Origin of the sequence: Acinetobacter sp. 2JN-4 (assembly GCF_003687745.1) — a bacterium.
Classification (GTDB): Bacteria; Pseudomonadota; Gammaproteobacteria; order Pseudomonadales; family Moraxellaceae; genus Acinetobacter; species Acinetobacter halotolerans.
Window position 1 is genome coordinate 136109 of sequence record NZ_RDNY01000002.1, and the last position, 25026, is coordinate 161134.

20 protein-coding genes are annotated in these 25026 nt (G+C 39.8%); 10 read left to right on the forward strand and 10 right to left on the reverse strand.

Going from position 1 to position 25026, the window contains the following annotated elements; all coding sequences use genetic code 11:
* Positions 1-92: 92 nt before the first annotated feature.
* Complete coding sequence (gene dxs, locus EAH57_RS03570; RefSeq protein ID WP_121928863.1) at positions 93-1988, reverse strand: 1-deoxy-D-xylulose-5-phosphate synthase; 1896 nt, start codon at positions 1986-1988, stop codon at positions 93-95.
* Positions 1989-2292: 304 nt separating this feature from the next.
* Here dxs and ribA point away from each other — a divergent pair, with 304 nt between their 5' ends.
* The 3 genes from ribA to aroE all read left to right on the forward strand — a co-directional run bounded on the left by ribA (position 2293) and on the right by aroE (position 4885).
* Positions 2293-2895 carry a GTP cyclohydrolase II gene (gene ribA / locus EAH57_RS03575; RefSeq protein ID WP_121929125.1) on the forward strand — a complete coding sequence of 201 codons (603 nt, stop codon included), beginning with the start codon at positions 2293-2295 and terminating at the stop codon, positions 2893-2895.
* A gap of 126 nt (positions 2896-3021) precedes the next feature.
* Positions 3022-3963 carry an oxygen-dependent coproporphyrinogen oxidase gene (gene hemF / locus EAH57_RS03580; RefSeq protein ID WP_121928864.1) on the forward strand — a complete coding sequence of 314 codons (942 nt, stop codon included), beginning with the start codon at positions 3022-3024 and terminating at the stop codon, positions 3961-3963.
* 133 nt (positions 3964-4096) lie between these two features.
* The gene (gene aroE, locus EAH57_RS03585; RefSeq protein WP_121928865.1) at positions 4097-4885 is read left to right on the forward strand and encodes a shikimate dehydrogenase; all 789 of its coding nucleotides are present in this window, start codon (positions 4097-4099) and stop codon (positions 4883-4885) included.
* A gap of 53 nt (positions 4886-4938) precedes the next feature.
* Here the strand turns inward: aroE and EAH57_RS03590 are convergent, their stop codons facing one another.
* The gene (locus EAH57_RS03590; protein ID WP_121929126.1) at positions 4939-7299 is read right to left on the reverse strand and encodes a hypothetical protein; all 2361 of its coding nucleotides are present in this window, start codon (positions 7297-7299) and stop codon (positions 4939-4941) included.
* A gap of 240 nt (positions 7300-7539) precedes the next feature.
* Here EAH57_RS03590 and EAH57_RS03595 point away from each other — a divergent pair, with 240 nt between their 5' ends.
* Positions 7540-9363, forward strand: coding sequence for an acyl-CoA dehydrogenase C-terminal domain-containing protein (locus EAH57_RS03595; RefSeq protein WP_121928866.1), 1824 nt, complete (start codon positions 7540-7542; stop codon positions 9361-9363).
* Between the two features lie 44 nt (positions 9364-9407).
* Here the strand turns inward: EAH57_RS03595 and EAH57_RS03600 are convergent, their stop codons facing one another.
* On the reverse strand, positions 9408-10070 hold the full coding sequence (locus EAH57_RS03600; protein WP_121928867.1) for a hypothetical protein: 663 nt from the start codon (positions 10068-10070) through the stop codon (positions 9408-9410).
* A 356-nt stretch (positions 10071-10426) separates the two neighbouring features.
* Between EAH57_RS03600 and EAH57_RS03605 the strand changes: the two genes are divergently transcribed.
* Positions 10427-10696 (forward strand): PspC domain-containing protein, encoded by a 270-nt coding sequence (locus EAH57_RS03605; protein ID WP_004673066.1) that lies wholly within the window; start codon positions 10427-10429, stop codon positions 10694-10696.
* Positions 10697-10766: 70 nt separating this feature from the next.
* On the opposite strand, the gene EAH57_RS03610 is transcribed toward EAH57_RS03605, so the two are convergent.
* Positions 10767-11870, reverse strand: a complete 1104-nt coding sequence (locus tag EAH57_RS03610) for an HPP family protein (RefSeq protein ID WP_121928868.1) — start codon at positions 11868-11870, stop codon at positions 10767-10769.
* 500 nt (positions 11871-12370) lie between these two features.
* On the opposite strand from EAH57_RS03610, the gene EAH57_RS03615 reads away from it, so the two are divergent.
* Entirely contained in the window at positions 12371-13786 is a 1416-nt protein-coding gene (locus EAH57_RS03615; protein ID WP_121928869.1) for an SLC13 family permease, read from the forward strand.
* A gap of 82 nt (positions 13787-13868) precedes the next feature.
* On the opposite strand, the gene EAH57_RS03620 is transcribed toward EAH57_RS03615, so the two are convergent.
* The 5 genes from EAH57_RS03620 to EAH57_RS03645 form a co-directional block, all read right to left on the reverse strand.
* On the reverse strand, positions 13869-15140 hold the full coding sequence (locus tag EAH57_RS03620) for a hypothetical protein (RefSeq protein WP_121929127.1): 1272 nt from the start codon (positions 15138-15140) through the stop codon (positions 13869-13871).
* A gap of 156 nt (positions 15141-15296) precedes the next feature.
* Positions 15297-16091, reverse strand: a complete 795-nt coding sequence (locus EAH57_RS03625; RefSeq protein ID WP_121928870.1) for a TIGR03915 family putative DNA repair protein — start codon at positions 16089-16091, stop codon at positions 15297-15299.
* 2 nt (positions 16092-16093) lie between these two features.
* On the reverse strand, positions 16094-17356 hold the full coding sequence (locus EAH57_RS03630) for a putative DNA modification/repair radical SAM protein (RefSeq protein ID WP_121928871.1): 1263 nt from the start codon (positions 17354-17356) through the stop codon (positions 16094-16096).
* Positions 17357-18054: 698 nt separating this feature from the next.
* A complete protein-coding gene (locus EAH57_RS03640) occupies positions 18055-18522 on the reverse strand; it encodes a hypothetical protein (protein ID WP_121928873.1) in 468 nt (155 codons plus the stop codon).
* A gap of 71 nt (positions 18523-18593) precedes the next feature.
* A complete protein-coding gene (locus EAH57_RS03645) occupies positions 18594-19370 on the reverse strand; it encodes a tetratricopeptide repeat protein (protein ID WP_121928874.1) in 777 nt (258 codons plus the stop codon).
* Between the two features lie 719 nt (positions 19371-20089).
* On the opposite strand from EAH57_RS03645, the gene glyQ reads away from it, so the two are divergent.
* Positions 20090-21079: a glycine--tRNA ligase subunit alpha gene (gene glyQ / locus EAH57_RS03655; protein ID WP_121928876.1), complete on the forward strand. Its 990-nt coding sequence runs from the start codon at positions 20090-20092 to the stop codon at positions 21077-21079.
* Positions 21079-23148, forward strand: a complete 2070-nt coding sequence (gene glyS, locus EAH57_RS03660; RefSeq protein ID WP_121928877.1) for a glycine--tRNA ligase subunit beta — start codon at positions 21079-21081, stop codon at positions 23146-23148. The genes glyQ and glyS overlap by 1 nt, the downstream gene beginning before the upstream one ends.
* A gap of 220 nt (positions 23149-23368) precedes the next feature.
* Here the strand turns inward: glyS and EAH57_RS03665 are convergent, their stop codons facing one another.
* Positions 23369-23752, reverse strand: coding sequence for a hypothetical protein (locus tag EAH57_RS03665; RefSeq protein WP_004673088.1), 384 nt, complete (start codon positions 23750-23752; stop codon positions 23369-23371).
* A 361-nt stretch (positions 23753-24113) separates the two neighbouring features.
* On the opposite strand from EAH57_RS03665, the gene EAH57_RS03670 reads away from it, so the two are divergent.
* Together EAH57_RS03670 and EAH57_RS03675 are read left to right on the forward strand one after the other, a co-directional pair.
* Positions 24114-24533 carry a hypothetical protein gene (locus EAH57_RS03670; RefSeq protein WP_121928878.1) on the forward strand — a complete coding sequence of 140 codons (420 nt, stop codon included), beginning with the start codon at positions 24114-24116 and terminating at the stop codon, positions 24531-24533.
* A gap of 36 nt (positions 24534-24569) precedes the next feature.
* Positions 24570-25016, forward strand: a complete 447-nt coding sequence (locus EAH57_RS03675; protein ID WP_121928879.1) for a hypothetical protein — start codon at positions 24570-24572, stop codon at positions 25014-25016.
* Positions 25017-25026: the final 10 nt, after the last annotated feature.

The following is a 25026-nucleotide window of genomic DNA, read 5'->3' on the forward strand; positions in this document are numbered from 1 at the left end:
AAATCTGAGCGCTTTTAGGGAAAAAATGTTGCTAAAAATTTAGTGGGCAATCGCTAATATCAAATCCACCTGCATTTATTTGGTTTTATTGATTAAAACCAAGCTTGCTCAATTGACTTAAAAATACCAGACGCATCTAAGCCACAGTCTTGCAACATTTGTTGATGTGTTGCTTGAAGTAAAAACGTATCTGGCAGACCCAAATTCAAGATTGGTTTAACAATTTTAGCCTGTGCCAAAAATTCATTTACTGCACTACCCGCACCTGCCATCACAGCATGCTCCTCAACAGTGACAAAAAGCTGTGTATTAGCAGCTAAATCACGAATGATTTGTTCATCAAGCGGTTTCACAAAACGCATATTGATGACACGGATACCGATTGGATGTTTATTTGCAAATAACTCGGCGGCTTGGACTGATGCTGTCACTCGGCTACCAAAAGCCAAAATACTGATCTGTTGTACTGCATCTACATTAAATTCTGCAACGACCTCAGCTTTACCAATCTCCAATGCAGTCATGTTTTCTTGGATGTCGACACCCACCCCTGCACCACGTGGATAACGAACCGCAGCCGGTCCATTATACAGGTAGGCGGTATGTAGCATTTGTCGACATTCATTTTCATCTTTTGGTGCCATGATCACCATATTCGGGACAGTACGCATAAAGGCATAATCGTATGCACCAGCATGCGTTGGACCATCTTCACCGACTAAACCTGCACGATCAATACCAAAAGTCACATCTAAATTTTGTAATGCAACATCATGGATCAATTGATCATAACCGCGTTGCAAAAAAGTTGAATAGATTGCAACGACTGGTTTCAAACCTTCACATGCCATACCCGCTGCTAATGTCACTGCATGTTGCTCTGCAATTGCGACATCAAAAAAACGTTCAGGATATTGCTGGGCAAATTTCACCATGCCCGATCCTTCACACATCGCTGGCGTAATCGCCAGTAAGCGCTCGTCTTGAGCAGCTTCATCGCACAACCACTGTCCAAATACATCAGAATATTTTGGAGGTGATTTTTTTATTGGTGCGGATACTGCTGGTGCAATTTTAGTAATTGCATGGTACGTGATTGGATCTGCTTCTGCTGGAGCAAAACCTTTGCCCTTTTTGGTATAAATATGAACTAAACGCGGCCCTTTACGCTTTTTCAACGCATGAAAAACTTGCGCGAGTTGCTCGACATCATGACCATCAAATGGGCCAAAATAATCAAAACCAATTGCTTTAAATAAATTGTCTGCTGCATCAGTTGCGGACTGATGTAAACGCGAGTTATAAGTCCATTTCGGATGTGGCTGAATATAGGCTTCACCCAACTCATTCACATTGACAAGCTGACCTGACTCCCAAATCGCGGCTAGATGTTTTGCAAAACCACCTGTGCTGCATGAAATCGACATATCATTGTCATTGAGGACCACAATCAAATCTGCATCATGAGCAACTGCATCGTTCATGGCTTCAAATGCCATACCCGCTGTCATTGCGCCATCACCCACAATCGCCACCACATCACATGGATCTTTTTGGTAACGACGAGCCAGTGCCATTCCTAAACCAGCAGAAATTGCCGTCGATGAATGTCCTACACCAAAGGTATCAAATTCAGATTCTTCTCGCGCTGGAAAAGCGGCCAAGCCATTTTTACTGCGAATTGTTGTGATTTGCTCACGGCGACCAGTTAAAACTTTATGCGGATAAGCTTGATGCCCCACATCCCAAACCAAACGATCTCGTGGCGTATTAAAGCAATAATGTAAGGCAACAGTAAGTTCAATGACACCTAGATTTGCGCCGAAGTGACCACCACTTTGTCCTGCTGCATACAAAATATATTGACGTAACTCATCCGCCACTTGTGCGAGTTGGCTTTGCGCGAGCTGTCGTAACTGTTGCGGATGATCAATTTCATCTAACAGTAGCGTCACAGGACGTTGAGTTGGAATTTCGGTATACAACATAATGTGGCAAAGCCTTTTTAAGCCTGGCAAATCCGAAGCTGGGTTAAATGGGGGCAATCATACAATTAAATATGATCTACCTTCAATCAGCCACATGTGCGAATGATGCAGTGCTGAACATTCTTAGACCAATCTAAAGGACTGGCTCGCAGATTATCCTGAATTATGTCACTGTTTATCAACCATTATTGTGTGCTTTCTATGAAAAAGAAAAACTTATGTGAAAAATCAGAAATTCCGATTCACGCAATCTTCACACATTAAGCTATACTTTGATTGTTTTTATGATACGAGTGAGCTCTCTGTGCCGATTGAATTTATTGCAACATCAAAGCTACCAACTGCTTTTGGTGACTTCAATATTTCTGTGTTTCAAGACCCTGAAACGGGCGAAGAGCATGTGGCGCTTTCGAAAGGTTTAGATACGAATCCAACACAGCCAGTATTAGTCCGTATCCATTCAGAATGCTTAACAGGTGATGCTTTCGCGTCGCTTAAATGTGATTGTGGCCCACAATTACAAGCCACACAACAGTTGATTAATGAGACAGGACAAGGCGTAATTTTATATCTACGCCAAGAAGGTCGCGGTATTGGTTTAACCAATAAAATCCGTGCCTATGCCTTACAAGATCAAGGTCATGATACCGTTGATGCAAACTTATTATTAAACCTGCCTGCCGATGCGCGCCGTTATGATATGTGCAGCATTATGCTCGATCACCTTCAAGTCAAAGAAGTGAAACTGATCACCAATAACCCTTTAAAATTGAAAGCATTGACTGATCTTGGTATTAAAGTCATTGAGCGTGTTCCACTGACGGTTGGACATAATCCATTCAATGAGCAATATTTAAAAACTAAACGTGAGCGTATGGATCATCTTTATCAAAAGGATGATTTTTAATTCATTTTTATAAATTAATAAAGATAAAGTAAGTAAGGGATTTTTATTCTTATAAAAATCCCTTACTTTTATTATGGTTTTATGCTTTGATATCACTAATTCCTAGATCACCTCAAGAGGATCATCATGCAGCATCCAACTTCAGCTGATATTCAACGTGTACGCGAGTTTTTACTCGATCTACAAGCACGAATTTGTGCAGGACTAGAGCAACAGGAACGTGCAGGCGGCGGAACCGCTGAGTTTATCATTGATGATTGGCAACGAACCGAGGGTGGCGGTGGTCGCTCACGGGTTTTGCAAAATGGTGAAGTGATTGAAAAAGGTGGAGTGATGTTCTCCCACATCAATATCAGCAAGCTTCCCGCCTCTGCCACTGAACGCCACCCACAAATCGCTGGTGCAAAGGCTCAGGCTTTAGGTGTGTCACTGGTCATTCACCCGAAAAATCCAAATATCCCAACCTCACATGCCAACGTACGCTTATTTGTGGCTGAACCTGAAGGGCAAGATCCTGTGTGGTGGTTTGGTGGTGGCTTTGACCTCACGCCATTCTATCCAGATGATCAAGACATTCAAAACTGGCATCAAACGGCGTATGACCTATGTCAACCATTTGGTGATGATGTGTATGCAGAACATAAACAATGGTGTGATGATTATTTCTATCTAAAACACCGTGATGAGCAACGTGGTGTAGGTGGTCTGTTCTTTGATGATCTCAACCAATGGGATTTCGAAACCTGCTTTAAATATATACAAGCGGTGGGTAATGGTTATTTAGAAGCGATCTTACCGATTTTTGAAAAGCATCGTGAGCAGCCTTATACCGAAGCGCAACGTGAATTCCAACTGTATCGCCGTGGTCGTTATGTTGAGTATAATTTAGTTTATGACCGTGGCACTTTATTCGGTCTACAAACAGGTGGACGGATTGAGTCCATCTTAGTGAGTTTACCGAATCTCGCAGGTTGGTCTTATCGCCCTGAATGGGATGCGGATTCGATCGAAAAACGCCTCACTGATTATTATTTAAAACCGAGAGATTGGTTAGGTTTAAACAAGTAAATACTTTTTTATTTTTAAAGCATCTAAATATAGATGCTTTTTTTAGACTCTCAGATTGTCGTATATTTAGTGCCATTAAACATCAAGTACAATCCATACCAAACAGATCATTTATAAAGTTTTAGGTAAAAGTATGACCAAACAATTTGCTGTAATTGGAAATCCAATTGAACAATCTCGCTCACCTGAACTACATCATGCTTTTGCAGCAAAAACTGGCGTTGATTTGAACTATAAAAAAATTCTTGCGCCTTTAGATGGTTTTGAAACGACGACTAAGACATTCTTTTCTCAAGGTGGCATCGGCATGAATGTCACCGTTCCTTTTAAAGAACAAGCATTTACTTTGTGCGACCAACTAACAGAACGTGCCAAGATTGCCAAAGCGGTAAATACACTATGGATGCAGGATGGCACACTCTACGGCGACAATACCGATGGTCAAGGGCTCGTTGCTGCGATTCAAGCACTTGGTTGGAATCTTGAAAATAGCCGTATTTTAATTTTAGGGGCAGGTGGTGCAACGCGCGGTGTGATCTACCCATTGGTACAGGCAGGCGCAAAAAAAATTGTTATTGCGAATCGCACCCTAGCCCGTGCTGAACAACTGGTCAATGATTTAAAAGATGCTGTTGTACAGGCTGAGTTGAGTGCGATTGGCTTAGAACAACTTTCTGGTGAATTTGATTTGGCGATTAACGCAACATCGGCAAGCTTAACAGGTGATGCTTTACAACTTCCTGAAAATTTAATTTTCCATCATGCTTATGAAATGGCCTATGGCAAGCCCTCTAGTTTTCTTGATCAAGCCCAAGCACGTCAAGTTCCATCTACTGATGGGTTTGGCATGCTGGTTGGACAAGCCATCGAAGCCTTTTATATTTGGAACGCAGTTAAACCTGAACTAAAAGATTTCTTATAAATCAATCTCCAAAAAAAGAACCTGCATGATGCAGGTTCTTTTTTTGCTTTGAATTACTTAATCGTTAACATCTTTTGATAAACATCTTTAAAGATTTCATAATCAATAAACTCATCATGATCAACCTTTAAGTTTTGAATCGTCTTCAAGGTCAACTTGTTTTGTCGTGCTGCCACATACACTTGCCCTAAAATATTTGCAGTCTGCTCAAGTAAGATTTTTTCCTCACTTGAAGCACCATTCTCACGTTCAAATTGAATTTGATATTGTTTAGCAAATAGCTGTTGTGGTTGCTTATATTGTGTTTGTAGTTTCTTCCATGCTTGGCGATCTTTATCACCATGCAATGCACCACTGACAATACGATCTACAGATTCGCCCAACGGATAATTAAACTGCTCATCGTCTTCTAGATGGTGTTTCTTTTGTAACGCTTCTATCGCTTTAAGCGCTGACCCTTGAGGATTGTATACCTCTTCACTTGAATACCAATAGGCATAAACACTGGCTATTTCTTGCAACTCTTTGGTTGAATAACGCTGTACCACCTGTGGTGTACTTTCCGTTAATTTGGCTATAAATACAGCTTTATAAGTCTGCTCATATGATCGAGTTGCATCATAACGTTGTTCAGCAATCACTTTAAGCTGATCATCTAATGATAATGTATATGGTTTAGCAGCACGCTCTACAATCCCTGACTGACCCATTTTTTCAGTGAACCGGCCAATTGCTTGCTCAAACATCGAGCCCTTACTGACTTCCGACCATATTTTGGCACGTTTTAATTGTGCTCGATCAATCGATGTCGCTTTTCCATAATTTAAAACTTGCATATCCGCTTTAAGGTTCACACTGGATTGCAATTCTGGAGAAGTATAATTGAGATCATAGTCATAGTTAATCGCACGCCCTTTGTCATCTAAACTAATATCCATAATGAATGGATTACGTTTATCAGCGACAGGCAATGCTTGATTAATCTCAGTCTGATGCTTGATCCAGAGTGCTTTGAATGCATGATCATCAATAAACTGAGCTTGGTTATAAACAGAGAATAATTCTTCCAAAGTGCTTAGTTTCGCAATATAAGAAATTAGACCAGAAGCACTTGATTGCGTTGGGTTGAATACATCAACACCATGCATACTTTGGCAATATTGTGCATCGCCATAGGTGATTTTTAGGTTTGATGATAAAGAATCACACTGCTCACGACTTAAACCACTTTCATAAGCAGCTTCAACATCAGATTCAGACCCATCGCCATTTTTTACTGCATGATCCCCATCATCACTTTCCCATGCTGCAGCTTGTGTTGCTTCCGCCGCTGCCATTGCTTCCAAAGCGGCAGCAGATGCATCCTCAGAAGCAGAGTCATAGGCATCAGCCTCATCCTCAACACCAAAATGTTGATTTACCAATTGATAAAGCTGCTGACTCACCACACTCGCATCATCAGATGAAGTTTTGGTATTTTTTGTAGAAGATGGTTTTTTAGACTTACTTTGAGCATCAACTTCATCTGCGATCAGTTTTTCTAGGCTCTGTTCATTGATATTGAAAATGCTTTGCATTAAATATTTTTCATTGACCTTGCCATATAAACTCGATTGCAAGAATGCTTCTTCAATCGTTGTTTTTAAGCGAATTTTTTCAACGACACCTGCTGCACGTTCTGCTGATGACACCGGCAAAGCCTGTATATTTTGCTGATCCGCCAAACGATAAAACACGCCACTTGATGCTTTGAGGTATTCCACAAACTTCTTGTAATCGACTTGCTTGATCAAACCTTGATACTTCGAAAAATCGAAATATGCCAAATTACTCTGATTTTCTTTATTAACCAAATATGGCATAAATCCAAAATAATTGACGTAAAACTTATGATCGTTCAAATCTAACACCATAGGCATTTTAGCTTGTACCAATAGCGTCGGTTTTTCATAGCGCGCGGTCAGATTAAATGAGCCCAATTTTTGACGATAATGCACTGAACCATCATATTCAAATTGCATATCATTCAAAATCGTTGCCATGGACTGAATGACTTTATCCACTTTGGTTTGACTATATGAGCTCTTATCTTGTGCCAGAGCATCATATAAGGCTTGTTTTTGTTTGCTATTTAAATTGACTTTTTGATCTCTTAAATATTGTTCAACTTTTTGTTTTAATGCATCATCTAATGGCGCTGACTGTAGGCTAGCAGCAGACTTATTTTGATTAGGCTCAATATGTACATTAAATTTTCCGCGATAATCATAACTTGGGTATTCATACATCGCATTAATACTATTGATGGCCTTTTGCTCTAAACTAGCCGTACCAGTATTGGTTTTAATGACATGTTGTGAACATGCTGAAAGACTCAGCCCCAACAAACATAAAGTTAAATATTTTAAACGCATAGTTTTACCAACCACCTTTATATCATTATACTTTCAACTAAAAATTGACCCATTTTCATCATAGACATACGTCTAAAAGTCAAACAAAAAAGGGACTTCCACCTCAACAACTATTCTTCAAAATTCGCTTTTCTGACATTTTTTTCTACTGGGCTTATCAATGTATTTGTGTCACCATTGTGAATAATCTAAGGTATCGAAACAGATAATCCAAAATGATTCCAATACAGGATTAAGATTATGCCAGCTTATAAAGCCCCACTCCGTGATGTTCGTTTCTTAATGAACGAAATGTTAGATTATCCAGCACATTACCAAACTTTAGCAAGTGGTCAAAATGCTGATGCTGAAACTGTTGATATGATTCTTGAAGGTGCGGCAGATTACTGCGAAAACGTACTTTCTCCAATCAACCAGTCAGGCGATGAAGAAGGCTGTACCTTCAACAATGGTGAAGTTACAACTCCTAAAGGCTTCAAAGAAGCGTATGACCAATTTGTCATGGGTGGTTGGCAGGGTCTTTCATATCCAGAAGAGTTTGGTGGTCAAGGCTTGCCAATGTCTTTAAACCTAATCAAATCTGAAATGATGGGGACTGCAAACTGGTCTTTCACCATGTATCCAGGTTTGAGTACTGGTTGTATGAACACCATTATGCAATTTGGTACAGATGAGCAAAAAAATACCTATATGCCTAAACTGGTTGAAGGTACTTGGTCTGGTACGATGTGCTTGACTGAACCTCAATGTGGTACAGATTTAGGTCAAGTTAAAACTAAAGCAGAACCTCAAGAAGATGGGACTTATAAGCTTTCTGGTACGAAGATATTCATCTCTGCAGGTGAGCACGATTTAACAGAAAACATTATTCACATTGTACTTGCTCGTCTTCCAGATGCACCTGCAGGTACACGTGGTATCTCATTATTCATCGTACCTAAATTCATCCCTACTGCGGATGGTGGCGTAGGTGAACGCAATACTGTTTCTTGTGGTTCAATCGAACACAAAATGGGGATTAAAGCCTCTGCTACAGCAGTATTGAACTTTGATAACGCAACGGGTTACTTAATCGGTGAAGTGAATAAAGGTTTACATGCAATGTTTACCTTCATGAACACTGCACGTATTGGTACTGCGGTTCAAGGTGTTGCTCACGCTGAACTCTCTTTCCAAGGTGCTTTACCGTATGCCAAAGACCGTATGTCAATGCGTGCACTTTCTGGCAAAAAAGAACCTGAGCGCGTAGCTGATGCGATCATTCACCATGCTGACGTACGTCGCCTGCTGTTAACGCAAAAAGCAATTGCTGAAGGTGGTCGTTCAATGATCTACCACGCAGCTAAACTTGCTGACAAAATGACAGATGCTATCGCAAATGGTGATCAAGCGGCTTATGAAGCACATGATGACAAACTTGGTTTCTATACTCCGATTCTAAAAGGCTTCTTGACTGAGCTTGGTTTAGAATCTGCAAATAATGGTATGCAAGTGTTTGGTGGTCATGGCTATATCCGTGAATGGGGTATGGAACAGATCGCACGTGATGCACGTATCTCGACTTTGTACGAAGGTACTACAGGCATTCAAGCACTTGATTTGCTCGGTCGTAAAGTTCTTTTAAGCTCGAAAGGTAAAGTGGTTCGTGACTATACCGCTGAAATCTTAAAGTTCTGTGCAACACATGCACGTAACAAGTACTTACGTCGTTTTGCTTGGGATTTGACTAAGCTTTGCGCACAGTGGAATACATTGACTGTTCGTATCATGCTTGCTGCACGTAAGGATCGTGACATCGTTTCTTCAGCTTCTGCTGATTTCTTGATGTTCTCTGGCTACGTGATGATGGCTTACTTCTGGGCACAACAAGCTGTGGTTGCTTCTGAGAAATTAGAAGCGGGTGACGGCATCGAAACACCAGAATTCTATAAAGCAAAAATCAAAGTTGCTGATTTCTATTTTGACCGTTTGTTGCCACGTGCTCAAGGTCATGCAGAATCAATGGTTTCGTCTTCACGCACCTTGACTTCACTTGCACCAGAACACTTCAGCTTCGATTACTAATTAGAACTGTAAAAAAAGAGCGCGATATGCGCTCTTTTTTTATTCTATTGTATTTTCTTAAACTCATAGGCTTTTTCAGGAAATGGGTATTCTTTAAAGAATTTCTGATTTTCACCATTATTGTCGTTCCAAATTTTCTCTAAATTTAGAACCAAATCTTGATTTTGGTTAACCTTAAAATACAAGCTAATATTCGCGGCATCACAACGAACCATAATTTCATTCAGTTCTTCATGCGCGTACCATTGCACTTGATTACAGGTTTGCTCAATCTTAGCTACATTATGAGAAGAATCTATGCCTAAGCGGCCAAAACTGGTATTAATCCAATAAACTGAACCATCTTCCAATAGATTCAAAATATATTCTGCTTCTTTCTCTTGATTCACGCATCCTGCAAATGCATCGGTACATGGAATACGCGCATGATAACGACCCACATAGGTCAGACCAGTTTCAGAAGGTTGGGTTAAATTACGTTTCCCTGCGCCTGAATACGGCAATGTTGCTTGTCCCGCAATTTTAGTTAATGGCACACCATCATCAGCGAATGAAGACTGCTCATCCTGTACAACGCTTGCTTCGTAATTTGATTGCTTTTGGATTTGTTTGGCGGATTCTGAATGATCACGATCACACGCACTTAAACCGAGAGTTAATACACATCCTATACTCACATACTGTAGTAACAACCACCTGAACTGCATATCCACAAATCTCTAACATCAACATCGCTATCGACGAAACCCACACAATCCACCCCAAAAATCTTGGAGAATATAAAGAACAGAGAATGTATCTATTCTCTATGTCCATACCTCATGAACTATCGAAGGTAAGCCCATAGAACTGAATCCTAAGGCGACAAAGCAGTCTGCTTTAAGTCGGTGCATTTTAGGCGATACTGTTGGTTTTTCCAGCAGCATTTTACACAACGTAACTAATCTCTTATCTATTTAAACTTTAAAAAAATGTATTTCGCCCCTATTTCATAATAAACAGCAACTCATCCATGAATATGTCTTTTTTGCTGTCATTTCATTACGTTAAGGAGAAGAATTCGATGACCAATACTGGTTTATATCGCTCAAACCAAAAAAGCATGATCGCAGGTGTAATGGGCGGTATTGCTGAACGTTTTGGTTGGAACGCAAATTTACTACGCTTGATCTTTGTTGTGATCTCGATCCTGAGTGCCGCTTTTCCCGGTATTTTAGTGTATTTGATTCTATGGTTGGTCATTCCCAAGAGACAAACAGCATCTATAGAGCATGTACAACATTATCAGCAGCCTGTGAAAACAATTTATGATGATCAGAGTATGAAACGTTAATTCACTTTGCCACTTTTGGTCGCTACGGTTGAATTTACCCCTAATACAACCGTAGCTTTTTTTATCTCAATTAAAGGCGCTGACGACTTAATTGTTGTTGCAAGGCAGCAATCATATCAGCACGACTGATCATTCCGATCAAACGTTGATTCTCAACCACAGGGATATAATTAAAAGACTTCTCTACAAAATAAGGTATGAGGTCTTGAATCGGTTGTAGCGGTTCAACGGTCACGACCCTACGACTCATAATTTGCCGAACATAATGCTGCCAAGAGTTCCTTGGATCAGTCGCACTTTTAAACCATTCAACCACTTCATATAAAGCCAGTGTGCCGACAAGTTTTTCCTCACGATTGACCACAGGCAAGCTCATTATATTAACCGCTTTGAACTTATCTAATGCCTGATGAATATCATCGTTCTCATGCAGCGTGATCACATCCCGACTCATAATATCTTGGCAAACAAAGCTATTTTGCAAGCGTCCATGTGCACGCTCTTGCGCGTCTAAAATGATTTTTTCTAAGTCGTATTGACTAATATCGAGTAGTTCAGTGTGTTGTTCTAAAGCATATTCAATATCTTTGGGTTGAATCGATACTTTCTGTGTTGGTGTTGGATCTTTGCTTCGTGCATTGACATGCGCGGTCATTGGATAATGTCGTCCAATTAAGCGATTAAAAAACACCGCAAATAACAACAATAAAATTGAATTTAATAAGACAGGATAAAGCACAAAATAGAAACCTAGACGCTGAACTGCCTCGCCCCCTAATACAGCTGTGATCGCCACTGCCCCACTTGGCGGGTGTAAAGAGTCTGTGGTCATCATCACAAAAATTGCCAGACCCACTGCCACGCTAAATGCCGTGGTTAAATCTGGCAACCATTGCACACAAACAACGCCGATCACCCCAGACAACGTATTGCCGACAATGACATTCCAAGGTTGCGCCAAAGGACTGTTTGGTAGAGCAAATAGCAGTACCGATGATGCACCCATCGGTGCGATATACCATGCATTGATCCCGCCGAGTACATACCAACTCAATAATGACGACACAGCCAAACCACATAATGCGCCAAAGCCTGAAAGCAAACGCTCTTTAAGTGGGAGGATTTTATAGTTAGGTTTAAGAAAATTTAGCCAATCAGATTGAGTAAAGCTCACAATGCACCTTGCTGGAATCGTGTTGTGTTTGATGGGTTGCGGCAGTATACACTTAAGCTTTTATAAGATACATTTTGGTTACATGTTAAAACATCAGACAGTGTACTTCTCTAAAATCGACAGCGTCTTCCTAAAATAAATCTCTTCGAATTAGACCAAAGCCTAATGTACTTAAGCCCAAAAACTTATTATGTAAAATTGAGAAAAATTCCTATTTATAATAAAAATAAATATCACATAGATTTTTATCAAAAAACTAAATACCACTTACAGCTCAAATACCATAAAATTCAAACGTTCAAAAACTGGACAGGAATGCACTCCAGACTTTGTCTACCTACTTTCAGCCCTACTTGGATGTAGTTATAGGGCAAGGAGTACACGGATTTAAAAAAAATTACATGGATGATAGAAGTTAGCATTTACTATTGATTCGCTAAAAATGGTTATTCGGTCACGTGAAATTGAGTGATAGATAACAACACAAATAAGGATATTGTATGAATGTTCCTCACTTAGAAACACCAACCAATGCAATGCCTAAAGGCGTATTGCGTGGTTGGATCATCATTGCAATTGCAGCCTTGCTGTCATTCGGTTTATATGAAATTCTCCCTTATGAGCAAAATGCCAACAAAGGCTTAAGTTTATTATTCTTTATTGGCACTTTATGGCTTACTGAAGCCATCCACATCACCATCACTGCGCTTTTGGTTCCTATTTTAGCCGTTTTGGTCGGTATGCCAAGTGTTGGTAGTAATGATGAAATCAGTCCGATTACCACATCCAAAGCACTCAGCACTTTCGCTGACCCAATTATTTTCCTATTTTTTGGTGGTTTTGCTTTAGCAACTGCCTTACATGTGCAAAAGCTGGATCGAAAGATCGCGATGTGGGTCATTGCCTTATCTCGAGGACATTTGGGACTGGCAGTACTGGCAATCTGTGTCGTCACTGCATTTTTATCGATGTGGATCTCCAATACTGCAACGGCGGCGATGATGTTGCCGCTTGCATTGGGATTACTTTCTCACTTTGATGCAGCCAAAGAGCGCAAAACCTTTGTGTTCATTTTGCTCGGTATCGCCTATTCAGCCAATATTGGTGGCTTAGGTACCCTCGTCGGTTCACCTCCCAATGCCATTGCAGCCAAAGCACTAGGCTATGACTTCGCTGACTGGATGAAAATCGGCTTACCAATGATGTTGCTTCTTTTCCCTGCAATGTTAGTCAGCTTATATCTAGTTTTACGCCCTAAATTAAACCATCGTGTTGAATTCAAAGCTGAAACGATTCCTTGGAATCGGGATCGCATGCTCACTATGATCTTGTTTGTGGTGACAGCTTTAGGTTGGATCTTCGGCAAAAGTGTGAGTGAGCAGTTTGGAATTAGCCAACCAGATACGTGGGTGGCGATTGCCGCAGCATGTATGGTGGTGATTTTAGGGATCGCGACATGGAAAGATATCTCGGATAACACCGATTGGGGTGTACTCATGTTATTCGGTGGTGGCTTGACGCTCAGTGCGGTTTTAAAAGATTCAGGTTCATCATTGGTGCTCGGACAAACCCTTGCCAACGCCTTTGGTGGTGCATCGCCATTCTTGGTGATTATTGTGGTTGCTGCGTTTATTATTTTCTTGACAGAGCTGACCAGCAATACTGCTTCTGCCGCGCTTTTGGTTCCGGTCTTTGCTGCAATTGCCGCGCAAATGGGGCTTCCAAAAGAAATCCTTGTATTGGTGATTGGTCTCGGTGCATCGTGTGCCTTTATGCTCCCTGTGGCAACACCACCAAATGCAATTGTATTTGGTACTGGGCATATTCAACAACGTGAAATGATGAAAGTTGGTTTCATCCTGAATGTATTATGTATTGCCGTGATTTCAATCTTCTTTTACTTATTCTTTCTTTAAATAAGTCCTAAGTTATTGCATTGATTTTCAAACTATCCGCATAAAAAATAGCCCATTTACTGGGCTATTTTTTATCGAAAAATTAAGATGCTTTAGCGACACCTAACCATGTAAAGGTATTCGGTACATCATTCAACTGAATGCTTTGTTTGATTTTTAAGTGCTTCAAATCAAGTTCAACAATCGTTTTGGCTTGAGTATCATTGATAAAAATCGTGTCTGACGCAGCATTGACCACTAAACGACTTTTAGAAAGTTCAGTACCAATAACATTGTTAATCGCCTGAATTTGACCTAATCGTTGCCAAGTTTGCGTATCAATCACATGCACAGTTCCCATACTATCCAAAATAGCCAAATAGCGTCCTGTTGCATCAAATGCTTGTTGTAAGCGTTTAACCGCAGTTGTACCATCAAGCTCTTTCGCACCGATCGACCAGTCTAAACTGATAGCATTCCCTTGTTGTGGATCTACAACAAATAAAGCATGGGTGCCTGATGCAAATGCAGCAAATTGATTAATTTTCTCATGCCCTGCTAAAGTTGAAATACGCTGATCAATGAAGACTTTTTTATCAACAAAAGTATCTTTCTTTTGCTCAACCACCAACACCCCATCTTCACAACCAAAAGCAGCGTAATTCGCTATCGAAGCTGCCCCATGTAGGCGATTACATGGATTTACCAAGGTTTGTTCTTCATGATAATGATCACCATGGATGTGATAGCTTTTTATAATACTAAGTGCCGTTGCATCGATCGGCAAATAAGTACTGAGTACATACTCGCCTCGTGGTTCAGCTACCCCATGATGATTTTTTGGTAACTTCTGCGTCGCGATACTTTGCTGAGCAATCATTGCATCATTAAACACATCGAACTTAGAAACATCCGTCGCACTACCGTCATAAAACAATGCCGCCGTACCATTGAAACTACGATAATGAGCAGGCGTTGCACCATTCAATTGGAACGTTAAGATATTTGGAGCATTAACCTTAAGTTGATTGCTTTGATTAAAGACACCACCATCAGCAAATTGAACAACACCGTCATTACGACTAACCATGACCGCATAACGTGATTGCGGGCTGCTGTACATCGCTGAAGGCGTATAGTTTAACGCTTTACTATCAATTAATTTCTGATCTTTTAGATCATAAACCGAGAGCATTGGACGATCTGCATCGGCATTAGCAATCGCCAAACGACCTTCATATGTTTGCGTCGTCGGTTGTTCTGGTTTTGGTGTGTTTGATGATGAACTCGATGAATCACCACTGCCCCCACATGCGGATAACAACACACTACTGAATAACGCACTCAGCAGATAAGCTTGTTTTAACTTATTCACACTCATTTCCCCTGTTGGACTGATTTATACTAATTTTGAAATGTTATAACATAACATTAATACAAAATTAATCATTTCCTGCATTTTTCCAACAGTAAAAATCGTATCGAGAAACAAATTTCACTTAAGAATATGTATTATTTGGAGAAATTATTTTTAGATTATTTTTTCATTTAAGTAGCGCCAATAGCGTTTTGGCAAGTATTGAACATGAAGTTTAATGTTTTGACGCTCCTTAATATTGATACTATTAAAATAATCTTTCCAAAGCTGATCATATAATTCTTCTTGTTGATCTAATTCTAATTGGAAGTTCTGACTCGCCCCATTTTCGATATTACGGTCAATCTGATGGACTTCTAAAGAGACTTCATGGATCTCGCGTAAATCATAATAAAGACCATACTTACGTTGCTCATCATAAATCAGCCAGCGCTGGTCTTGATAACGACGCTTAAAATGCGGCTGAATCAGTGGCAACACATTAAAATCAGGACGAATTAAACTGATAAACAATTCATCTGTGGTTTTTTTAAAGCGAATGAATGCCTCCATCCGATGTTTTTCGCGCCCGACCTTTTTCGTCCATTGCGAAATCGCTAAAACGCTAGGATGTGAATAATTTTTCTCGACTGAATGTTGATGTCGAAAAACATAGACACAGTAATTAAATAAATGCTGATAAGCGTCCAGAGATTCGGATAAATATGCAAAATAGAACTGTCTTAACGATGACTTTGACAGGCGTTGTTGTAATGCAGACCAAACACGTTGCGCATGCTGTTCATCATTTGGAATCTCAACAACAGTAGCAAATAATCCATGCTGCGCGCCTTCATTTAAACAGAGCTGAACTTGGAACTCTTTAAATTGAAAAGCACGAAAGACGCAATTGAGTAAGCCGACCATTGAACCATCAAAGTAATAATAAGCAATACCATCACTTAACATCATTAGAAGCCTAAACTCAGTTGAGGTGAAAGTTGTTTGACATACTTAGATGAGCCTTGAGTCAGAATTTGTTGACGGATGTGATGAGAAGAAAGTTCCTTTTGGAAGCGTGGACTGTCTTCACAACGAATAAAAAACTTAGCACGTGAATACGCCACACCTAATTTTTTCAGTAAATCAGTATGTATCTTGCCAAAACGTCGCGCTTGCACGATTTTCTTGGCCGACTTCACCCCAATACCCGGTACGCGTAAAATCATACGGTAATCTGCACGGTTTAGATCGACAGGAAACTGCTCAGGATGTCGTAGCGCCCAACTTAGTTTTGGGTCAACATCTAGATCAAGATGAGGGTGTTTTTCATTGACGATTTCATTGACTTCAAAACCATAAAAACGCATCAGCCAATCACTCTGATAGAGTCGATTTTCACGTAACAATGGCGGTGCAGAACCCACCGCAGGCAAGTAATTATTTTCAGTATTAATTGGGATATAGCCTGAGAAATAGACTCGTTTTAATTTGAATTCTTTGTAATGTCGATCTGCCATCACAAGCACATCTTGATCTGTTTCTTGATGTGCACCGACCACCATTTGTGTGGTCTGCCCTGCGGGTACATATTTCGGCACATGCTTAATGATTTGACGTTCATCTTTGAGTTGAATGAGTCGATCTCGTACTAAACCTAAATCTTTTTGTACTTCTTGATGTGATTTTTCAGGGGCAAATGCTTTTAACCCAATCTCAGTTGGCATTTCTAAATTAATGCTCATCCGATCTGCATAAAGACCTGCTTCATGAATCAACTCAGGCGATGCTCCTGGAATAGTTTTAAGATGAATATAGCCATTAAAGTTTTCTTCGAGACGCAGTTTTTTCACCACTTGCAGCATTCGTTCCATGGTGTGATCTGCGGATTTGAATATGCCTGAACTCAGAAAAAGCCCTTCAATATAATTCCGACGATAGAAATTAATGGTCAGGTCAACTACTTCCTGTACGGTAAAGGCAGCGCGTTTGACGTCATTGGAACGGCGTGACACGCAATAAGCACAGTCAAAAATACAGACATTACTAAACAAGATTTTCAGCAATGAAACACAGCGCCCATCTTCAGTATAGCTATGACAAATTCCTGAGCGACTGGCGTCACCTAGCCCCTTATCTTTATTTTTACGGTCACTACCACTGGATGAACAGGACACATCGTATTTGGCTGCGTCCGCAAGAATTTGCAATTTTTCACGAATGCGATCAGACATTTCAAACGACCTGAGGAGAACAGAGAATATCGTTTAAAAATTAGCACTTCCAAGTTGTGAAATTAAGAGCATGGGAGATGCAATGCGTCATGAGGTGACGTATAGTTGATTAGTTAAATATTAGCGATAACCAAATTACCCAACCCTTTCATTTAGATAAAACAATGATCCTAAATTTTTATAAATTACTTACCCAACGGCTTGATGTCAGCAAAAAACAAATTTGGCGTTGTTTGATTCAAACCCCTCTCTATGCTGGTATTCCAATATTTTTTATATTGTCCGTTTTTTTCGCACCTAACGATTACTTCTCTATAGAAATATTTAAAGTGTTCTATGAAATGTTTCTTGCCACACTTTGTATTGCATTGATCTACTTCATCTTGGTTTTCCTTCCAACCTATTTAGTTCAAGTTTTATTGAAAAAATATAAAATCCTCAATTTCTTTTCGATGATTGCGTATGCAGTCTTATTTACCGCTATTGTCCCTAGCCTGATTATGATTTTAAATACTGCTCAGATTAATATTATCCCACTCGGTTTTTTTCTTATTTTCTGTTTCTTTTCCCTCACATTTCCACTGACCAACTGGATTTTATTACTCAGAACAACGAATAAATCTAAAACCTGTTCAAAGCTGAAATACCCTGATTAGCACCTCAAAGCTGGTTGCAAAGTTAAGTTCATGCTTACTTCTTTATTTCATCGAATAAAAAGTTACTACATTCTCATGATGTACTTCTAAGCACCAACTACAAGTAAGGTCAACGATTTCTAAACTGATACCAATCGACCAACTAAACAGATCCCAATGTTTTACAAAAACCTTCCATTTAGTTTTGATGACATGCTCGTCATAAAGCATATATACATCTTGATCAAAAGGAATCTTACATTGAAACAACCAGTCTCGAACTTTGGCAACTTCTTTATCAGATTTGCAACTTCCAGAAATATCTAACGCAACTTCATATACGAATGACTTAGGAATCTCTTTGGATATAAGGCGAATAAATTCAGTCGCTTCAAAACCTTTTAAGAAACTTGTCCGTTTAGATAAGTATGTCTCTAACGCCGATTCATCGATAAGGAAAAATAAACCAGATGGCAATTCAGCATAGTTTTCCCAACGTCTGAACTTACTTTCATAATCTGTCAGATACATGATTTGCTTTAATTTTGGTCTAGATGAAAAACAGTATAATTTGAGCTATAACCTTTGCTCACGGTCAAATTTTAACTTTTACATGTATTCGGATAAGTTTCTTTAATATTTAAATTAAAATCGAAAACTGGTTGAATCGGTATGTCCTCACTACGGTAATAACACATCTCCCTCCAACGCATGGCTTCTTCCTCATTCTCTGGTAAGCCATTTAGTCCTCGATAATAATTTTGGAACATATTTTCTATACCATTAGCGTAACCAAGGTTTGCAGCCTTGATATACCATTCTGTTGAGATTTTTCCATTTTGTTCTACCCCCAAACCTCGCTGATAGAGTACACCAATATTATTCATACCTGCTGGGTTACCTTGTTCAACAGCTTTTTTATACCAATACATGGCTTTTTGATAATTTATATCAGTGCCAAAACCTTGATGAAAAAGCACCCCTACTCTGAATTGAGCGTCAGCATTTCCAGCTTCAGCCGCTTCTTTAGAAAGTTGAAAAATTTGAGATACTGGTATTTCTTCTTTCTTTCTCAAATAAAGCGTAACCAAATTCAATTTAGCTAAAGTACTTCCTTTATCAGCAGCTTGTTCAAATAAACTTTCTACTTCTAATGCTTTTTTTGCTCTAGTAATCTCATCTTCTTTACTTCGAAAATGATCGTTTATATTTTTGTAATATTGTAGTGCTGCATATTGATTTAGCTCATCTGCAGACAACTCTTTAAAATGATATTTATATGAGGCTGAAAGGTAATTCCAATTATGTTTTAAATAGTTAAAGCCAACAAATCCCAAAAATAATATAAAAACACCCAAATAATACTTTTTTAAATTCATTTCAGAACAATCTAATTTAAATTATGACAAGCTATCCTAACAAAATTTCATAGATGTCTGAATACAAAATATAATAGTCATATTTTAAATATATGATAGACATGGTCAACAGATCATCTTAAAATTTTCAAAACCCTACCCCCCCTGTTTATGATGACCACAACAACGACAAATATCGACTATCAACCAAAAATCTCTCTTATTATTACACCTCTTATTCCAATTGGTCTCCTGATCTTATTTTCTTTATTTACAGGAAAGTTTGGATTTGATCTTCTTTATATCGTGGGTCTATTTGCTGGAATCTACTACATTGTTTTATTTCCATTATTACTTAAAATTTGCAACATACTAATTTCAAAAAAACTTTTTATTTTTCCATTGATGTTGCTGGGCGCACATATATCTTTAAGCCTAATTTATTTCATCATATCGATTCTTCAAAACATTTATAACAACTCACCTATGTTTGACTATGTTTTTTATACAGTCGCTCGCACTTTCACTTCACCTTCAACCTTTAGCGTTAGTTTTCTCCTCAGCCTTATTTTTTGGTCTATCTCTTCATTTCAACCTAAATTCAAAGCTAAGTACTTTCAAAGAAACTCAAATGAATAACGCTCAATAATTTTTTGTAGGTATAGAAACAAGCCTTTGCCACTACTCCCCAAAATCCTTATACTTAACCACAATTTTTGTTTGATTCCAGTGGATGCACCATGAGTCGTGCTATATCGCATATTGATACATTTCAGGGCTTAATTCTTGCCCTACAAAACTATTGGGCGGAGCAAGGCTGCGTCATATTACAACCATATGATATGGAAATGGGTGCAGGAACATTCCACACTGCAACCTTCTTACGTGCATTAGGTCCAGAAACTTGGAACGCGGCATATGTTCAACCTTCACGTCGTCCAAAAGATGGTCGTTATGGTGAGAACCCTAACCGTTTACAACACTACTATCAGTTCCAAGTGGTGCTTAAGCCAAACCCAGATAATATCCAACAGCTTTATCTCGACTCTTTAAAAGCCATCGGGATTGATACTCTGACGCACGATATTCGTTTCGTAGAAGACAACTGGGAATCTCCAACACTGGGCGCTTGGGGCTTAGGTTGGGAAGTCTGGTTAAATGGTATGGAAGTGACTCAGTTCACTTACTTCCAACAAGTCGGTGGCGTTGAATGCTACCCTGTGACTGGTGAAATCACTTACGGTTTAGAACGTCTAGCGATGTACCTACAGGGCGTAGACTCAGTTTACGATCTTGTTTGGACCAAAGGTCAATTTGGTACAGTAACTTATGGTGATGTATTCCATCAAAATGAAGTTGAGCAATCGACTTATAACTTTGAATACGCGCCAGTCGATAAAATGTTTGAATTGTTTGACTTCTATGAAGCTGAAGCCTCACGTTTAATCGAAGCTGAACTGCCACTTCCTGCTTATGAACAAGTGATCAAAGCATCTCACTGCTTTAACTTACTCGACGCACGCGGTGCAATCTCTGTCACAGAACGTCAGCGTTATATCTTACGTGTGCGCACTTTGGCACGTTCAATTGCACAAAGTTATGTGGCTGCTCGTGCGAAACTCGGCTTCCCGATGGCAGAACCACATTTACGTGATGAAGTATTAGCTCAGTTAAAAGCACAAGTTGAAGCAGAAGCAGCCCAAGCTGAAAAAGCGAAGGAGAATAAATAATGACAAAGCATACTGTTTTATTCGAACTTGGCTGTGAAGAACTTCCACCAAAAAGCTTAAAAACTCTACGTGATGCTTTAAAAGCTGAAACGGAAAAAGGTTTAAAGGATGCTGGCTTAAACTTTGCGTCAATCGAAGCTTATGCTGCTCCACGTCGTTTAGCACTTAAAATCGTAGATATTGATGCAGCTCAAGCTGATACTCAAAAACGTTTTGACGGTCCTGCTGTACAAGCGGCTTATGATGCTGAAGGCAAACCGACTAAAGCACTTGAAGGCTTTATGCGCGGTCAAGGTATCACAGTTGACCAACTTTCGACGTTCCAAGCAGGTAAAGTTGAAAAAGTTTGCTTCTTGAAAGATGTCAAAGGTCAAAGCCTTGATGCTGTACTGCCACAAATTTTACAAACTGCATTGGACAACTTGCCAATCGCAAAACGTATGCGTTCAGCGGCAAGCCGTACTGAGTTCGTGCGTCCAGTGAAATGGGTGGTGTTGCTGAAAGATGATCAAGTGGTTGAAGCAACCATTCAAGATCATAAAGCGGGTAACGTGACTTATGGTCACCGTTTCCATGCCCCTGAAGCGGTGATTTTGGCGCATGCCAACGATTACTTAGCGACTTTAGAAAAAGCGTATGTGGTAGCAGACTTTGAAAAGCGTCAAGCGACCATTCAAGAACAAGTGAAAAAATTGGCGGATGATGTCAACGCGACTGCAATTGTTCCTGCAAACTTGCTTGATGAAGTGACCAGTTTGGTTGAATGGCCAGTTGCGTTACGTGCGACTTTTGAAGAGCGTTATTTAGCTGTTCCTCAAGAAGCCTTAATTACCACCATGCAGGACAATCAGAAGTATTTCTGTTTGATCAATGCTGAAGGTAAATTACAGCCTTACTTCATCACTATTTCAAATATTGAGTCGAAAGATCCGATTCAAATTATTGAAGGCAATGAGAAAGTTGTACGCCCGCGTTTGTCTGATGCTGAATTCTTCTTCTTACAAGACCAAAAGCAACCGCTCGCAAGTCGTAAAGAAAAATTAGCCAATATGGTATTCCAAGCCCAATTGGGTACGCTTTGGAATAAATCAGAACGTATCGCAAAATTGGCTGTAGCGTTATCACCAATCACAGGTGCGAATGTTACTGATGCCGAGAAAGCAGCTTTACTTGCGAAATGCGACTTAACCTCTGAGCTCGTTGGTGAATTCCCTGAACTTCAAGGTATTGCAGGGACTTACTATGCCCGTCTTGAAGGTGAAAACACCGAAGTTTCAGAAGCGCTAGGTGAACAATACTTACCAAAATTTGCTGGTGATGTATTACCACAAACCAAAACAGGTACAACGATTGCACTTGCAGATCGTTTAGATACGCTGGTTGGTATTTTCGGTATTGGTCAAGCGCCAACAGGTTCTAAAGACCCGTTTGCATTACGCCGTTCTGCAATTGGTATCTTACGTTTGATCATTGAAAATGAACTTGATGTAACGATCGAAGAATTGGTTAATTTTGCACTGCAAGGTTATGGCGACGTGGTTAAAGATCATGATAAGACGCGTGCTGATGCCGTTGCTTTCCTTGAAGGTCGTTATCGTGCCAAGTACGAAGATCAAGGCGTTGCTGTTGATGTACTGCAATCAGTTCAAGCACTTGCGCCAAAATCACCACTTGATTTTGATAAGCGTGTGAATGCGGTCAATCACTTCCGTACTTTACCTGAAGCGGCTGCTTTAGCTGCTGCAAACAAACGTGTTGCCAATATTCTTGCCAAAGAAGCAACGCCAGAAGGTGCGGTGGTTGAAGCGAATCTCGTTGAAGCCGCTGAAAAAGCACTTTATGCGGAATTATCTGCTTTAACACCAGTGGTTCAGCCTTTGCTTGATGCACGTAACTATACTGAAGCGTTGTCTAAGCTTGCTGCCCTTCGTGTACCTATTGATGCGTTCTTTGAAGGTGTGATGGTTATGACAGACGACACTGAATTGAAAGCTAACCGTTTACGTTTATTGGCTCAGTTGCGTGATTTATTCACAGCGATTGCAGATGTAAGTGTATTGCAGGGTTAAGTATTTATAATACTTGATTTTTTAAACAAACCCCGCTATAAACTGGCGGGGTTTGTTTTATTGAGTAATCATCAGCCAAATTTTAATAAAAATTGCCATTCTGTGATTCATCTGAATTATATTACTGATACTTAACGCTGGAAATCAGACGCCCCTCGGCTAGAACGATTTACTAGGAGTCTGGGGCATTGTCCTTGTTGAAGTGCCAGTAGGCTCTGCTTTAACCAACCCACGGCTTGATGATTTGCCCATTCCAAGGAAGGAACGCGTAGCCAGAAGAAGCATCTTGCAACGCACCTTGAACTTCCATCAGCGTATTGATTTCATCAAGTGCCATTTCTAGATCATCAATGGTTACCTCAAACCGAGCATCGCACAGACTGATGCTTTGTTCATGTTCAGTTCCTTCAGCGATCTCTTGGGCCTCTTTGATAACGTGAGGCTCCCGAACCAGAACTATTTGAAATTTCGAAGAGCCGGAACGCTCCACCATCAAAGAGTTTCCGTTCTGATGAACTTGCAGGTTGTACGCTCTCAGTTCTTGTTCGGCTCGCTCGAGGGTACAGGTGTCACTACGAAAGAGGATAAGGCACGATCCTTTCATTGGATACTCCAAAGAAGCCTAACTACTCTTATGAGGCAGAAATGACAGATAAGATTCCAAAACCTGCCTCATAAGATACATATTTTGATTAAAAAATAAAACTCGAAAATATTGATTTGTATGGAATTGAAACTACCATGAGCAATGCAAGGCGTCAACGATCATAAAATGTCAGATTAGCATCCCAATCTGCTTGATTTGATGAAGCAGCGAATACACTACAAACATATGTGCTATCGAACTGAACAGACATAATTTTTACGCACTGTATCAATTTCACATCACCTACATTCTTTTCTTGAACTTGGCGATAAGCTATAAAACTTGAATTACAAGAATATCTCCTGAAGGATAAAAGATGATGAAAAAAGTACCTGCTCTGTGTTTAATGACTGCACTGATCGCATCGTCTTCTCTCTGGGCAGCCGAAACAAATACAACTACAGCGAATACAAACACTGCAACGGCTGAAAAAACACTTCCTTATGGTGACAATCCTAGCCTCGGTCGAGTATTGCTGTATAAGACAGGCAAAGGCATGCAGAACCTAGGTGATTCGATTCAAGGTGCATCTGAAAATACATCACAAAAAATCGGTGAAAAATGGAAAAGTACCAAAGAATACAGTGCTGAACAGTCCGTCATTGTTCAAGAACAAACTGAGAAAGCAAAAACGTATACTGCAAAGAAATGGCAAGACACCAAAGATGCTGTAGTGGGTACAAATGATGGAAATGTACCAATTGAGCGCGCTGATCTAAGCTCGCCATCATCCAATTAATACGATTAAATAGAACTTATAGGAATGCATCAAATAATGATTAACAAGCCATTCAAAATAACCCTATTGACCATAGCAAGCAGTATTGGGTTCACTGCATGTTCGCTTACACCAACTCAAACCGTATTTCCCATAACGCAATTGGAACAAGTTGAAAATATTGATGCGCTACCCGATACAAAAACCAATATTGCAACGCTCAGTAAATACAAAGACCGTTGCGTGATCAAATTTACAGGTTACTTAGAAGGTGGTGAAAGTACTGAGACTTGGGACTTTAGAAAAGATAAACTCAATCGTGCATTTTCGGAAACCTTTCACTACGCCCCTAACAGTCCAGTTAATAACACGACTCAAAAACCTGAGTTAGATCAAAATACTCGCAAAGTCACCATATTTGATATTCAAAATACCGACGTAAAAAGTAACTTTAACAAGTTAAAAAGCCATTTTAACCAAAGTAACTTAGCTCAATGTCACTAATTACTTCTTA

What these genes read in the sequence shown, in the direction of transcription:
- dxs (WP_121928863.1), bottom strand. Translation starts at nt 1,988, where the DNA reads ATGTTGTATACCGAAATTCCAACTCAACGTCCTGTGACGCTACTGTTA.
- hemF (WP_121928864.1), top strand. Translation starts at nt 3,022, where the DNA reads ATGCAGCATCCAACTTCAGCTGATATTCAACGTGTACGCGAGTTTTTA.
- aroE (WP_121928865.1), top strand. Translation starts at nt 4,097, where the DNA reads ATGACCAAACAATTTGCTGTAATTGGAAATCCAATTGAACAATCTCGC.
- EAH57_RS03590 (WP_121929126.1), bottom strand. Translation starts at nt 7,299, where the DNA reads ATGCGTTTAAAATATTTAACTTTATGTTTGTTGGGGCTGAGTCTTTCA.
- EAH57_RS03595 (WP_121928866.1), top strand. Translation starts at nt 7,540, where the DNA reads ATGCCAGCTTATAAAGCCCCACTCCGTGATGTTCGTTTCTTAATGAAC.
- EAH57_RS03600 (WP_121928867.1), bottom strand. Translation starts at nt 10,070, where the DNA reads ATGCAGTTCAGGTGGTTGTTACTACAGTATGTGAGTATAGGATGTGTA.
- EAH57_RS03605 (WP_004673066.1), top strand. Translation starts at nt 10,427, where the DNA reads ATGACCAATACTGGTTTATATCGCTCAAACCAAAAAAGCATGATCGCA.
- EAH57_RS03615 (WP_121928869.1), top strand. Translation starts at nt 12,371, where the DNA reads ATGAATGTTCCTCACTTAGAAACACCAACCAATGCAATGCCTAAAGGC.
- EAH57_RS03625 (WP_121928870.1), bottom strand. Translation starts at nt 16,091, where the DNA reads ATGTTAAGTGATGGTATTGCTTATTATTACTTTGATGGTTCAATGGTC.
- EAH57_RS03630 (WP_121928871.1), bottom strand. Translation starts at nt 17,356, where the DNA reads ATGTCTGATCGCATTCGTGAAAAATTGCAAATTCTTGCGGACGCAGCC.
- EAH57_RS03640 (WP_121928873.1), bottom strand. Translation starts at nt 18,522, where the DNA reads ATGTATCTGACAGATTATGAAAGTAAGTTCAGACGTTGGGAAAACTAT.
- EAH57_RS03645 (WP_121928874.1), bottom strand. Translation starts at nt 19,370, where the DNA reads ATGAATTTAAAAAAGTATTATTTGGGTGTTTTTATATTATTTTTGGGA.
- glyQ (WP_121928876.1), top strand. Translation starts at nt 20,090, where the DNA reads ATGAGTCGTGCTATATCGCATATTGATACATTTCAGGGCTTAATTCTT.
- glyS (WP_121928877.1), top strand. Translation starts at nt 21,079, where the DNA reads ATGACAAAGCATACTGTTTTATTCGAACTTGGCTGTGAAGAACTTCCA.
- EAH57_RS03665 (WP_004673088.1), bottom strand. Translation starts at nt 23,752, where the DNA reads ATGAAAGGATCGTGCCTTATCCTCTTTCGTAGTGACACCTGTACCCTC.
- EAH57_RS03670 (WP_121928878.1), top strand. Translation starts at nt 24,114, where the DNA reads ATGAAAAAAGTACCTGCTCTGTGTTTAATGACTGCACTGATCGCATCG.
- EAH57_RS03675 (WP_121928879.1), top strand. Translation starts at nt 24,570, where the DNA reads ATGATTAACAAGCCATTCAAAATAACCCTATTGACCATAGCAAGCAGT.